The sequence below is a fragment of the Rhizobium sp. BK619 genome (assembly GCF_014195245.1).
In the GTDB taxonomy this organism is placed as follows: domain Bacteria; phylum Pseudomonadota; class Alphaproteobacteria; order Rhizobiales; family Rhizobiaceae; genus Rhizobium; species Rhizobium acidisoli.
Genome location: NZ_JACIBH010000004.1, coordinates 13,656 through 26,169 on the forward strand (window position 1 = coordinate 13,656; position 12,514 = coordinate 26,169).

The window sequence follows — 12,514 nt, forward strand, 5'->3', positions numbered from 1 at the left end:
TTGGATGAAACTGTTCGTCCGTGACACCATGCACGGCGCTGCGAGAAGCAGGATCAAGCCTGGCGGACGATGGCGCCGATCGCATTGACGAGAAGCCGCGAGGCGGTGAGCGCCGACAGGCCGTCAATGTCGGCGGGAGGATAGAACTCGACGAGGTCGAATCCCGCAATCCTCGTCCGCCTGCCGAGGCCGGCGATCAGGTCGATCACTTCAGTGTAGGTGAGGCCGCCAGGGGTCCGCGCCGCCACACCGGGCATGATGCCTGGATCGATGCTGTCGCAATCAAGGGTGACGACGACCTGCGCTCCTTCCGGGATATGCTGGAGGGCGGCGCCGACGCCCTGGCTATGAACCTCGCGAGCGGTGACAAAATAGCTGCCATAGCGTTGCGCCGCTTCGATGTCGGCGGTGCGCGCGCTGCCGACGCTGCGCAGGCCGACTTGCACCATGCCGGCGACATGCGGCATCTCGCTCGCCCGGCGCATCGGACTTGAATAGCCGTGATGTTCGCCATGCACCTCGTCGCGCCAATCGATATGGGCGTCGATCTGCAGGACCCAGACCGGCCCTTGCGCCGCAAAGCCGGCAAGGAAAGGAATGGTCACGGAACAGTCGCCGCCGAGCAGGATCGGTATGGCCGGCAGTGCCAATACCTCACGCGTCTTCACCTCGATCCGAGTTCGGTTGCCGATATTGTCGTGCATGGCGGTCTCGACATCGCCGGCGTCGATGCATGAGATCGGCTGGCCGTCGAACAACGGACCGCCGAGATCGAAATCCCAGTGCTCGACGAGCCCGGCATCGTCCTGGCTTGCCGCACGGATGGCGCCGGCGGCCAAGGCATAGCCGCTGCCGTCCTTGCCGGGATAGGTGGTGCCGTGGGCGGCCGCGAAAATCACCGCGCGGGGCAAACGCTCATCGGCGAGGCGATTGGGAAAGCCGAGAAAGGAGGGCGAGGCGGTCATTTCCTGATGGTCCTGCGTTCGATCCTGACCTGTTTAGCGCCTTTGGAAATTTTTGAGAACTTTTTGGGAGAGCTTAATTACGCCGCTCGCCATATCCCGCAGAATTCATCCTCCCGAGCCCGGGTTCCAAGGTTCTAAGAACATTGAGGTCTGACGAGGACATCTGCATGAGCGCCGAAAACATCCTATCACCGAGGGAGGCCCGTATCCTATGGGCGGCGATGGCGGGGATCATCGCGACCGTTACGGTATTCGCCGTGGCGCAGGGGCTGACCTATCCGCTGCTGAGCTTCATCCTGGAGCGGCAGGGAACGACATCCGTCCTGATCGGCCTGTCGGCGGCGATGACGCCGTTGGGTTTCATTGTATCGGCGCCCTTCATTCCGGCACTCTCGCTGCACCTCGGCGGGGCGCGGCTGGCCATTCTATGTTCGATCCTGGCCGCCCTCACCCTGATTTCGATTGGCTGGACGCAGAATGTTTGGGCCTGGATGCCACTGCGCTTTCTGCTCGGCGTCTTCGCCAATCCGCTCTATGTGATCAGCGAGACCTGGCTGATCTCGATCACGCCGGCGCCGCGGCGCGGCCGCATCATGGGCCTATATTCGTCGATCGTTTCGGCTGGCTTCGCCATCGGTCCGCTGTCGCTCGGCCTTACCGGCACGGAGGGCTGGCCGCCCTTCATGATCGGTGTCGCGGCCTTCATCACCTGCGGCTTCATTGTGGTTGCCGTCGCACCAGGCGTGCCAAAGATGCCTCGCCACGGCGAGGCAACATCGCTCGGCAGCTTCTTCGCACTGGCGCCGCTGCTGTTGTTTGCCGTTTTCACGGCTGCCGCCTTCGAGCAGATCCTGCTTTCCCTATTCGCGGTCTATGGTGCGGCCCTCGGCAGTGCCGAGGAACGGATCGCTTCGCTCATCACCTGTTTCATCGCCGGCAATGCCGTGATGCAGATCCTGCTCGGCCGCTTGGCCGAACGGCTGGGCTCGACAGGGACCATGTCATTTTGCGTCCTGGCTTGCGTTGCCGGCTGCCTGCTGCTGCCGCTGGTCTTCAACGCATGGCTGATCTGGCCGCTGGTTTTCGCCTGGGGCGGGGTGTCGTTCGGGATCTACACCATGTCGCTGATCCAGCTCGGCGAGCGTTTCACCGGCCAGGCCCTGATCGCCGGCAACGCGGCCTTCGCCTTGGCGTGGGGCATCGGCGGCATGGCGGGCTCGCCCGCGGCGGGATTGGCGATGCAGCTGATCGGACACCAAGGGCTGCCGATGTCGCTTGGCCTGCTCAGCTGTGTCCTGGCGGTGTTTCTGATGGCTGGGAGACGGCGCCGCGGCTGAGCGATGGCACGACGACGCTCAAGCCCCAGTCCGCCTATCTTACCGCCGCCGGCAGCACTTCGAATTTCCAGAAGTTCTCCGGGCTGAAATAGGTCCCGGCAAACGCGCGAATATCCCCGACGGTGACCTTGTCGTAGCCACTGAGACTGTCGCGTATCCGCTCCAAGCGACGCGGATCCGTCTGAGCGCCCCGCAGAGATTCGATCCAATATTCGTTGCTCTGCCGCTGATGCTTCAGTGTCTCGATGATCGGTTCCCGGGCGCGCGCGAACTCGTCCGGGGAGACATCATGCGACCGCAGGTCATTGGCGATTTCGTCGGCAAGTGCATAGAAACGCCCGATCTTTGCCGGCTCCGTCTCGACGTAGAAAAATGCGTAGCCATAGCCGGGGATTTCCCGTGACAGGTTCGCGTCACCCTCCAGGACATAACTTGCGCCTTCCGCAATACGAAACTGGTCAATCAGCCTGTTCTGGAAAATCTGGGTGGCGATATTGGCGGTAAAGGACCGCGGCAGATCTGAGAGCAAATCGCCGATCGGAGCCCCGAAGGCGGCGGCCGCATTATCCGCCCTGCCGCTATGGGTCAGCAAAACGGGCGTCTTGTTCGCCGCCGGAAAACGCACGTCACCCCAATCCTTGGCCGGCGCCGCCTCCGGCCGCGGCGGCAAAGCGCCAAAGGTTTCGGCTGTCATCCGGATCGCGTCATCCACCGAGACGTCGCCGACGATGGTGACATCGATCGGGCCGTTGGAAACCATAGGCCGGAACTGCGCCTCGAAATCGTCCGGCCTGGCGGCGGACAAGGCAGCGCGATCGGGGAAGGTCCAGCGCGGATCGCCGGAATGCACGAGACCTCCGAAATCGCGACTGACAACGCCGCCCGGGGTCGCCTGATACTGATCGAGGCCGCTCAAATAGGCCTGCTGCACCCGCTTGAATGCCTCCGGGCGGTATGCGGGATCGGCGGTGTATGCCGTCATCAATTGCAATTGCGTCGCTAGATCTTCAGTCCGCGTGCGACCGTCGAAACTGAAGGAACTGTCGCCGACCGAGAAGTCGATGCCGACGATGTTGGGCGTCAGCGCTTTCTGGATGTCCTGGTAATCCATGGCCTTGACGCCGGACAGCGCGACAGCCGGAGATGCCCAGATCGGGACGGGACGGTCCTGCGGCAGGTCCAGCCGGCCGCGGCCGATATCTTCGCGCACCAGCACTTCATTGGCGCGCAGCTTGGTCGGCTTGACCGTAAGCCGGACGCCGTTGGAAAAGCGCACCATGGTCACGCCGAGATCGTCGACGGCGCGGCGTTCGACCACGGCGCCCGGCTCGCCGAAATGGATGTAGGGCCAGGCGACGTCGGCTGCACCGGATGATGCCGAGACGGTTATAGCCTTTGACGCATCATAGGCTTGCCGAACCGCGTCGGCTCCACCCTGGGGTGATTGGGCCGTCTGCAGCACGACCTGCGGACCGTTACCGGAGAAGGCATGCCGTAGCGCCTGATTGACCTCGGCCGCCGTGACGTCCTTGGTGATCGTCTCGAACAGCGAAAGGTCTTCGGCGGGCGACGTGAAGACCTGATTGTCATCGACGCTGCTGGCCAGCATGGAAGCGATGTCGGTGGTCGTCCGCGTCGCGGCTCCGGCCGCAGCAGCCCGGAGGAACGAGCGATATTCCAGGATTTCACGATCGAGTTCAGCCTGCGAAACGCCGAACTCCTCGATACGCCGCTGTTCCTGGTCGATGGTCGCGAGCGCCGCCTGCCATTTATCCGGCTCGGAATTCGCCACGATCAGGACGATATGAGCGGAATCGAGGAGATCCTGGGAGCCGGCAATCGCACTGATGAAAGGTGCATCCGCCTTGCTGGCAATGGTGCTCACCCGGCGTTTGAGCACCAACAGGCCGAGATCTTCGATCAGCTGCGTGCGGCGCTTGGCAAATGTGTCAGGCGCGGCGTCATTAGGACGCGTCCAGGCAATCTGGATGCTGGTCATGCCGCCGGGAACAGCGAGGACGTCGGCGCTTTCCCCTTTCGTCTCCAGTGTGCCCAGATCCGGTTTTGTCGGTGCCGGACCCACGGCCTTCCAGTCGCCGAAGTGTTGCCGGATTTGGGCTTCCATGGCGGCCGGGTCGATATCGCCCACCACCATCAGCGTTGCCCGCTCGGGCCGGTAATTGGCCCGGTAGTAATCACGCACGAGGTCCACAGGCGCATTGCTGATGATGTCGGTTTTGCCGATCGGCACGCGGATGGTGGCGCGGCGGCCGGCAAGCAAGGAATTCATGATTCCGAGCCCTGCGCGATATTGCGGCGTGTCGCGCAGCCGCTCCTCCGACAGGATGACGCCGCGTTCGCGATCGAAGGCGCCGGCATCGAGGGTCAGTTCGCTTGCCGTCTCCCGCATCAGCATCAAGCCCGTCGAAACCGTGTCGGCATCGACCTCGGGAAGATCGAGCGCATAGACAGTCTCGTCGTAAGAAGTGTGGGCGTTGGTATCAGGCCCGAAGGCCAGGCCTTTGCGCTGCAGGATACGGATAATCTCCCCTTCGGCGACATGCGTCGAACCCTTGAAGGCCATGTGCTCCAGAAAATGCGCCAGGCCCTGCTGGTTGTCGTTTTCCTCAAGTGAGCCGGAGCCGATGCGAAAGCGGATCGCTGCCTGCCCGGGTGGCGTGGCATTGCGCATGATCGCAAACCGCATTCCATTGGCGAGCGTGCCGAAATGGACGTTGGTGTCGGCTTGGAGGTCGCTTTGCGTTTGTGGCCAGGACGTCGACGAGGTGTCCGCATAGGCCGACGACGCGAAGCTTGCGACCAGGGCGACCGTCGCGAAAAACCGCCAGGCAGCGGAGCATTTGATTTTATGAGACATTCTTGTCCAGGGATGAGCGTGAAAGAGATGGATCGCGTTGATCCGACTATTCCACAGGTTGCATTTCTCTTCAACTTCTATGTGTGCCAATGGACGAGACGGCAAAACTCCGGCCAGCCGCTTCCGCCAATGTCAGACCAATGTCATCGAAACCTCCTAAGGGATTGCGCCTTATCTGTCACCAGGAGGCGTTTTCGATGGCAACATTGCAGCAGGTCGCTTTCCGGGCCGGATGTTCGCTGGCAACAGCAAGCCGGGTTCTCAACCGTGACGGACCGGCGAGCGACCTGATGGTGCGCAAGGTACGCCGCGCCGCCGCAGAACTCGGCTATCGCCCGGCCGGCCTTTCCGCCGGGCGACTCGGGCGCCGGCCGGTGGTCGGCGTACTGATTCCGAGCATCACCAATCCTGTGTTTGCCTCGTCGCTGTCGAGCATCCAGAACCGCATGCTGGTCGCCGGCCACGGCGTGTTGATCGCCCAGTCGAATTACGATCCGGCGCGCGAGGCTGACGCCGTCGCCGCCCTGCTCAACGACCGGCCGACCGGGCTGATCCTCACTGTCTGCGATCCGTCGACCAGCGAGGCGCTGCTGGCCAGACTGCCGCCGACCGTGCTGCTCAACAACCTGCCGACCGCGCAGTTTCCGGCGGCCGTCACCGCCGACAATCGCGGCGCGGGCCGCGAGATCGCCACCTTCCTGATCGGCATGGGCCATCGCCGCATTCTCTTCCTCTCCGGCAATTTCGCCGCCTCCGACCGCGCCCGCCTGCGCTACCGGGGTTATCTCGACGCCATGGCCGAGAACGGGCTGCCACCGCTCGACGCCGTGCAGATTCCCTTCGTCGGCGGCTACGACCAGATCGACCTCGGCACTGCGATGACCGCGCTTGCGCCGACGGCGATCATCGCCTCCAACGACCTCCTGGCGCTTGGCGTCATCGGCGCGCTGAAGCGCGAGGGGCTGTCAGTGCCGGGGGATGTGTCGGTCGCCGGCTTCGACGGCATCGCCATCGGCCGGCTCATCGATCCGCCGCTGACGACAATCGAAATGCCGGATGCCAGCATGGGGGCGACGGCCGCCTCGCTGTTGCTCGACATGGCGGAGAACGCTGCCCCTGCCCGCCATCTCGATGTCGCCTATGCACTACGCCGCGGTGGCACGGTGCGGGCCATCCAAGACGCTTGAAAACAAGGAGGGCCGCCATGCGCTCGGCGTAGCGGCCCGGCCCTTCCTTATCGGAAAAGCGATCAGCTGCGCGGCAGCATGCCCTCGACATCGGCGGCCGCGTCGTCGAGCGCTTCCTTCGGCTCGGCCGACTGGTCGACGATGCGCGAGAGGTTGTCGACGATCGTCTGGGTGACCTTGACGCCGTTCGAGCCGGGGAAGGCATACCACGGGATCATCACCGGCATCTGGCTGAGGCCTGCCTGGAACAGCGGGTTCTGCTTGTAGAAATCGCCGAGATATTCAGGCGACTTGGCGGCAAGCTCGTTGTTCGGGACGTAACCGGTGCCGGGCACGACGACGGAAGCGCCGTAAGGGCCGGCGGCGAATTTGGCGAACTTCCAGGCGGCATCCTGCTTGGCGGCGTCATGCGTCAGGATGACGACGGCGTTGCCGCCGGTGGGAAGACGGCCGTTCACCGGATCGATCAACGGGATCTTGGCGGTGCGCAGATCGAACTTGTCGCCGACATTCTTGATCGTGTTGCGCAGCGCGCCCGTCGTCTGGAATTCGAAACCGACCTTGCCGGCTGCGAAAGCCTGTTCGCCGGCGGGCTTGGTGAAGACCGGCATGCCGCCCTCGGTGACCAAACGATGCAAGACCTCGACGGCCTTTTCGCCTTCCGAGCCGTTGAAGGCGACCTTGCTTTCGTCATCGCTCAGCATCCTGCCGCCGGCGCCGAAGAGCAGTGCCGAGAACATCCAGTCGTCGCCCTGCCAGCGGAAATCGATGCCGTCGACGCCGTTGCCGAGCGCCTTGATCTTGCCGCCGAGCGCGATGACCTCGTCCCAGGTCTTCGGCGGATTGTCGGGATTGCCGCCGGCCGCCTTCACGAGATCGGCGTTGTAATACATGATCGGATTGGAGGTCGCGAAAGCGAGGCCCACCTGCTTGCCCTTGACCTGGGCAAGTTTGAGGATCGTGTCGGAGAAGCCCTGCTCGGCCATGTTGCCGTCTTTCTTGACGAGCGGGCCGAGGTCGACGGCAACGTCGCGTTCGTCGAGCATGCGCAGGCGGTTCAGGCCGATGAAGGTGATGTCGGGCATTTCGCTGGTGCCGACCTGGCGAAGGATCGTCTGGATGCCTTCTTCATAGGTTGCCGAGGGGCTGGCGAACTGGATCTTGATATCGGGATTTTCCGCCATGAACTTCTTCGAGATCGTGTCCATCACGTCCTTGAAGAAGCCCGGCATCGGGTAGTGAACCGTCAGCGTCGTCTCGGCATGCGCGGGAAGCGCGATTGCCATCGATACGGCCGCTGCGGCGAGAAGCTGGGTGATATGTTTCATCGCTCGTTCTCCTGGTTGAAGCCGGTCAGCCTTTGAGACCGGTCATGGTGATGCCCTCGACGAATCGCTTCTGCGCAAGCAGGAAGGCGGCGACGAGAGGAAGGGTAATGATCAGGGTCGCCGCCATCAGCGCGCCGTAGTCGTCGCCGGCCTCGGCGGCGCGGAAATACATCAGCCCGAGCGGCGGCGTGGCATAGTCCTGCTTGCTGATGACGATCAGCGGCCAGTAGAGATCGTTCCAATGGGCGACGACCGAGAAGATCGCGAAGGCGGTGACCGCCGGCCAGGCATTCGGCACGATGACGCGGGCGACGATGCCGAGTTCCGACATGCCATCAAGACGGGCGGCATGGATGAGATCATCCGGCATGGCGCGGAAGAACTGCAGGAACATGAAGATCGCGAAGACCGAAATGGTGAAGGGCGCGACAAGAGCGGCATAGCTGTTGAGCAGCGAGGCGCGGTCGAAGGCGACATAGAGGGGCAGCGCCGTCGCATGGATCGGCACGAGAAGGCCGAGCATGACCAGCACCATCATGGCCCGCGCCGCGCCGAAGCGCAGCTTCGCCATGGCGTAGGCGCAAGGGATCGCCACCAGCACCTGGAAGAAGAAGATCAGCCCGCAGACGACGACGCCGTTCCACAGGAGCCGTGCCATCGGCACCCGGCTCAAGGCCTTGGCGAAATTCTCGGCATAGGCGAGATGCGCCGGGATCAGCGACAGCGACGAGGTGAAGATGTCGCTCTGCGTCTTGCCGGCCGCCGAGATCATGAAGATGTAGGGCGCGAGGAAGACGATCGCCCCAAGGGAAAGCAGGCTGAGGCGGATGATCCTGCCGAGGGAAAAAGCGCTCGTCATCATGTGTAATGCACCCGGCGGTCGAGAATGCGGTACTGCAGGAACATCAGCACCACGAGGATCAGCAGAAACACCACGGTCATCGCCGAGGCATAACCGACGCGCAGGTAGACGAAGCCCTCCTGGTAGATCGTAAAGAGCAGTACCTCGGACGCCCTGTTCGGACCGCCCTCGGTCAGCGTCTTCACCGTCTCGAACACCTTGACCGCATTGGTGATGCTGATGGTGATGACGAAGAGCGTCGTCGGCCCGAGCATCGGCCAGGTCACCAGCAGGAAGCGGTCGAAGGCGGATCTGGCGCCGTCCACTTCGGCTGCGGCGTAAAGCTCGCGCGGGATCGCCGTCAGCCCGGCGAGGAAGAGCACCATGTTGAAGCCGGCAGATTGCCAGACGCCGATGATCGACAGGCTGTAGAGCACCGTGCCGGAGCTGCCCAGCCAGTTCGGGCGCGGCAATCCGGCAAGCGCCAGCAGCGCGTTGAGCGGGCCGATCGTCGGGTGGAACATATATTGCCAGACGGTCGCCATGGCGACGATCAGCGAGGCGACCGGCAGGAAATAGGCGGTGCGGAAGAAGCTGCGGGCGGCGGTTTCGCTTTCGATCAGCATGGCGATGCCGAGACCGAGAAGGATCGAGACCGGTGCCACGATCGCCGTATAGACCGTGGTATTCCACAGTGACTTGCGAAATGTGCGGTCGGTGATCAGGTGAGCGTAGTTCTCGAAGCCGACAAAACGGAACTTGCCGTAGCCGAGTTCGAAATCGGTAAAGCCGAGCACCACGACAGCCGCGACCGGCAACAGCACGAAGAGAAACAGCAGGATGATCGCCGGCAGCACCAGCATCCAGGCGATGCGCGCCTCGCTGCGGCGATGGGCAATGGCGGAATGACCAGGGATGGCCAGGGAGGCGACGCTAGCCATGCGCCCTCTCCCGCTCGGCATCGGCATCGGCATTGGTATCGGTACCGGCGAGCCCGGCATCAGCGGCGCTGAGCCCGGCATCGCCACCGGCGACGAAGCCGGCCAGCCGACTGCCGTCCTCGGCAAAGATCAGCGTCCGGCCGGGCGACAATCGCAGCCCCACGGCATTGCCCGCCGCAAGCCCGCTGGCCTCGGACGGCTGCACCTTGGCGATGATAGTCTCGCCGATCGCGTCGAGCCGGCAATGGAGGATGACTTCGGATCCCAGGAATTCGACGCGTTCGATCCGGGCGGCAAGGCCGTCATGCCGGCTCTTGGCGAGAAAAACGAATTCCGGGCGAATGGCGAGCGTCACCGGCATCTTCCTGTCCGGCGCATTTTCAAGCGTCAGCCGCAGGCCGCCGCAGAGAACGACGCCGCCTTCGGCAAAGGCCGGAAGCAGGTTGATGCGCGGCTGACCGATGAAGCGGGCGACCTCGATATGGGCCGGATCGTCGTAGATGACCTGAGGGCTTGCGATCTGCAGCAATCGGCCGCCCATCATCACGGCGACGCGGTCTGCCATCGACAGCGCTTCCGCCTGGTCATGAGTGACATAGAGCGTCGGCACGCCGGCGCGGCGATGCAGTTCGACGATCTCGCCGCGGGCATGGACGCGCAGGTTGGCGTCGAGGTTGGACAGCGGCTCGTCCATCAGGAAGATGCTCGGCTGGCGCACCATGGCGCGGGCGAGCGCCACGCGCTGCCGCTGGCCGCCCGACATCTGGCCGGGCTTGCGGTCGAGCAGATGATCGATCTTCAGCGATGTCGCCATTTCCCTGACGTCGCGGGCGATCGCCGCACGCGTGGCGCGCTGGCCCGGAATCAGCGAGCCCACGAAAGGCAGCCGCTCTGTTCTCGACAGCCGGCGCATTGCCAGCGGCACGGCGATATTCTCGGAGGCGGTCAGATGCGGATAGAGTGCATAGGACTGAAAGACCATGGCGATGTTGCGGTCGGCAGCCGCCACGCCAGACATATCCCGTCCGCCGATCAGGATTTCGCCATGATCCGCATGGTCGAGGCCGGCCAGGACGCGCAGCAGCGTGCTCTTGCCGCAGCCGGAAGGGCCGACCAGCGCGATGAATTCGCCGGCGCCGACATCGAGGCTGACGCCATTGAGGATCTGGTTGCCGCCGAAGGCCTTGGTGATGCCGCGAAGCGAGAGCGCGCTCATTCGACGGGTTCCCGCGGCTTGACAGCCTGGGGATAGACCTCGAGCACGACGTCGTCGAGTACATGCGCGGTCATGCCGGGAACGGCGACGATCTCGCTTTCGACCGCTGTATCGAACTCGTGGACGACGGCGCCGATCAGGCGCTCGCCCGGCATCTCGCGCTCCATCTTGTCGATGATGAAGGCCGCTGACGGACCCCAGGTCAGCTGAGTGTTGTCGAAGCGGCCCTGCCAGGCCCAGTGAAGGTGGCCGCTGGCAAACAGCGCCACGTCATGGGCTGCTATCAGATCATAAAGCCGCCGGCGCTGCGCTGGGCGAACGCTCCAGTAGCCGGTATCGCCTTCATCGCGTGCATCGACGAACAGTGGCTTATGCGCGAAGAGAGCCACGCGCCGACCTGCCCTGTCTTCGAGCGCCTTGGCGAGCCATTCGAACTGCGCCTCTTCCTCCTCGTCCTCATGGCCGAGCAGCAGCGAATTCAAGCCGATGAAGCGCCAGCCGGCCGCATCCTCCAGCCAGCGATCGTCACCGGCAAGGCTGCGCCAGCGGGCTAGCCGCTCTGGATTGACGGGCTGGTCGGATCCCTTGAGATGGCCGACATCGTGATTGCCGGGAACGATCAGCATCGGGATCGACACCTGGCGCATCAGATCCATCGAGAAGGTGATGTCCTCGTCCTTGTCGGCGCCATCGACGGTGAGATCGCCGGTATGGATGACCAGATCGGCGCCGGTCGCTTCGATCCAGCTCAGAAGCGGCGCCCAGTTGCCGTTGAAATGCGGCTTGTTCGGGCTGAAATGGGTGTCGGTGATCTGAATGATTTTCATGAGCGCGTCTCCGAGACCTTGGAAGCGCGTCGTGCGCACTTCCTTCTCGGGCCCTCTCTAGAAGGCTCCCATGTCAATCAGACATCTGATGTTTTCAGCTGTTTCTCAGTTTTGACATCGATCTGTCATGCAAGGAGAAGGCTGCCCGCCGGAATGGGCAGCCTTTTCCAGCCTTTGGAATTCAAAAGGGGGTGCGATCAGTGCGGTCGCGCGTTGGCAGGAATGGACGATACCGTTGCCGAGACAGGGTCGCTTGCCGGAAAGCTGTCCTCAAGACCTTCATTGAGCTCCTCCTCCAGCACCGCGCTGTCGTGGGTCGAACGGGCGCTCGGTTGGCCGATCAGGCCCTTGCTGCCTTCGTCGAAATTGCCGTTGCTCAAGGCATCGTATCGATTGATGCTGCCATCCGCCTCCCCGCCGGCAAAGCTGGTCAGCTGAACCATCATCACCTTGGCGTGGTCGACGGCCTTGGAGTGGTCGAGTTCGCCGTGAGAGTTGTCGATCTTGACGGATATCGATTCCCCTCCCTCGCCCAAGAATTCGACGGTGAAGATGTCACCGGCCTGTGACACTCGCGTATCGATCAACTGCATGGAAACCTCCTGTGTCCGTCGATATCAACGGCAATCACGGTCCGTGAGTTCCACGGCAAGGTCATCCAGCGCCGACGTGTGTGGCCCGGACCCTGGCAACCGCTGAGCCTTTCAGTGGCGCTTATGGTTAATTTATTAATAATTCAGGATTTATAAAGGGAACGAAGCGGCCTTTCCGAGTGTTGATGGTGCGCCGCGGAGGAACCCCGATGATCCTGAAAATCCTTGCCCCCAAGATCGACACCGATAGCCACGACACCGGCACTTATGCCGATGGGATCTTTGCCGAAAACCGGATCGATCTGTCGGCTCGCCGCGACGGCCGCCGCCGCTCGCAGCACGAGCGCGATTACGGTGCCGGCAGAAAACTGGAAAACCTGCCGGTCGGGTTTGCCTGAGCG

Annotated in this window: 11 protein-coding genes; 3 read left to right on the plus strand and 8 right to left on the minus strand. The window is 63.2% G+C overall.

Annotation, left to right across the window (positions count from 1 at the left end; genetic code table 11):
• Nucleotides 1–53: 53 nt before the first annotated feature.
• Nucleotides 54–965: an agmatinase gene (locus FHX14_RS08155; protein WP_184376818.1), complete on the minus strand. Its 912-nt coding sequence runs from the start codon at nucleotides 963–965 to the stop codon at nucleotides 54–56.
• A gap of 167 nt (nucleotides 966–1,132) precedes the next feature.
• On the opposite strand from FHX14_RS08155, the gene FHX14_RS08160 reads away from it, so the two are divergent.
• Nucleotides 1,133–2,302, plus strand: a complete 1,170-nt coding sequence (locus FHX14_RS08160; protein ID WP_184376819.1) for an MFS transporter — start codon at nucleotides 1,133–1,135, stop codon at nucleotides 2,300–2,302.
• 34 nt (nucleotides 2,303–2,336) lie between these two features.
• On the opposite strand, the gene FHX14_RS08165 is transcribed toward FHX14_RS08160, so the two are convergent.
• On the minus strand, nucleotides 2,337–5,180 hold the full coding sequence (locus FHX14_RS08165) for a M16 family metallopeptidase (protein ID WP_184376820.1): 2,844 nt from the start codon (nucleotides 5,178–5,180) through the stop codon (nucleotides 2,337–2,339).
• A gap of 197 nt (nucleotides 5,181–5,377) precedes the next feature.
• Here FHX14_RS08165 and FHX14_RS08170 point away from each other — a divergent pair, with 197 nt between their 5' ends.
• Nucleotides 5,378–6,367 (plus strand): substrate-binding domain-containing protein, encoded by a 990-nt coding sequence (locus FHX14_RS08170; protein WP_184376821.1) that lies wholly within the window; start codon nucleotides 5,378–5,380, stop codon nucleotides 6,365–6,367.
• A 62-nt stretch (nucleotides 6,368–6,429) separates the two neighbouring features.
• Here the strand turns inward: FHX14_RS08170 and FHX14_RS08175 are convergent, their stop codons facing one another.
• The 6 genes from FHX14_RS08175 to FHX14_RS08200 all read right to left on the minus strand — a co-directional run bounded on the left by FHX14_RS08175 (nucleotide 6,430) and on the right by FHX14_RS08200 (nucleotide 12,113).
• Nucleotides 6,430–7,695, minus strand: a complete 1,266-nt coding sequence (locus FHX14_RS08175) for an ABC transporter substrate-binding protein (protein WP_184376822.1) — start codon at nucleotides 7,693–7,695, stop codon at nucleotides 6,430–6,432.
• 25 nt (nucleotides 7,696–7,720) lie between these two features.
• Nucleotides 7,721–8,557, minus strand: a complete 837-nt coding sequence (locus FHX14_RS08180) for a carbohydrate ABC transporter permease (RefSeq protein WP_184376823.1) — start codon at nucleotides 8,555–8,557, stop codon at nucleotides 7,721–7,723.
• A complete protein-coding gene (locus FHX14_RS08185) occupies nucleotides 8,554–9,477 on the minus strand; it encodes a sugar ABC transporter permease (protein ID WP_184376824.1) in 924 nt (307 codons plus the stop codon). The genes FHX14_RS08180 and FHX14_RS08185 overlap by 4 nt, the downstream gene beginning before the upstream one ends.
• Nucleotides 9,470–10,693, minus strand: a complete 1,224-nt coding sequence (locus FHX14_RS08190; RefSeq protein ID WP_184376825.1) for an ABC transporter ATP-binding protein — start codon at nucleotides 10,691–10,693, stop codon at nucleotides 9,470–9,472. Before FHX14_RS08190 ends, FHX14_RS08185 begins: the two co-directional genes overlap by 8 nt.
• Complete coding sequence (locus FHX14_RS08195) at nucleotides 10,690–11,520, minus strand: metallophosphoesterase (RefSeq protein WP_184376826.1); 831 nt, start codon at nucleotides 11,518–11,520, stop codon at nucleotides 10,690–10,692. The genes FHX14_RS08190 and FHX14_RS08195 overlap by 4 nt, the downstream gene beginning before the upstream one ends.
• Before the next feature lie 197 nt (nucleotides 11,521–11,717).
• A complete protein-coding gene (locus FHX14_RS08200; RefSeq protein WP_184376827.1) occupies nucleotides 11,718–12,113 on the minus strand; it encodes a hypothetical protein in 396 nt (131 codons plus the stop codon).
• 209 nt (nucleotides 12,114–12,322) lie between these two features.
• Here FHX14_RS08200 and FHX14_RS08205 point away from each other — a divergent pair, with 209 nt between their 5' ends.
• Nucleotides 12,323–12,511 (plus strand): hypothetical protein, encoded by a 189-nt coding sequence (locus FHX14_RS08205; protein ID WP_003586446.1) that lies wholly within the window; start codon nucleotides 12,323–12,325, stop codon nucleotides 12,509–12,511.
• Nucleotides 12,512–12,514 lie beyond the last annotated feature (3 nt).

Bases quoted from the DNA above. Each gene is read 5' to 3' on its own strand.
- FHX14_RS08155 (WP_184376818.1), bottom strand. From the start codon at position 965: ATGACCGCCTCGCCCTCCTTTCTCGGCTTTCCCAATCGCCTCGCCGAT.
- FHX14_RS08160 (WP_184376819.1), top strand. From the start codon at position 1,133: ATGAGCGCCGAAAACATCCTATCACCGAGGGAGGCCCGTATCCTATGG.
- FHX14_RS08165 (WP_184376820.1), bottom strand. From the start codon at position 5,180: ATGTCTCATAAAATCAAATGCTCCGCTGCCTGGCGGTTTTTCGCGACG.
- FHX14_RS08170 (WP_184376821.1), top strand. From the start codon at position 5,378: ATGGCAACATTGCAGCAGGTCGCTTTCCGGGCCGGATGTTCGCTGGCA.
- FHX14_RS08175 (WP_184376822.1), bottom strand. From the start codon at position 7,695: ATGAAACATATCACCCAGCTTCTCGCCGCAGCGGCCGTATCGATGGCA.
- FHX14_RS08180 (WP_184376823.1), bottom strand. From the start codon at position 8,557: ATGATGACGAGCGCTTTTTCCCTCGGCAGGATCATCCGCCTCAGCCTG.
- FHX14_RS08185 (WP_184376824.1), bottom strand. From the start codon at position 9,477: ATGGCTAGCGTCGCCTCCCTGGCCATCCCTGGTCATTCCGCCATTGCC.
- FHX14_RS08190 (WP_184376825.1), bottom strand. From the start codon at position 10,693: ATGAGCGCGCTCTCGCTTCGCGGCATCACCAAGGCCTTCGGCGGCAAC.
- FHX14_RS08195 (WP_184376826.1), bottom strand. From the start codon at position 11,520: ATGAAAATCATTCAGATCACCGACACCCATTTCAGCCCGAACAAGCCG.
- FHX14_RS08200 (WP_184376827.1), bottom strand. From the start codon at position 12,113: ATGCAGTTGATCGATACGCGAGTGTCACAGGCCGGTGACATCTTCACC.
- FHX14_RS08205 (WP_003586446.1), top strand. From the start codon at position 12,323: ATGATCCTGAAAATCCTTGCCCCCAAGATCGACACCGATAGCCACGAC.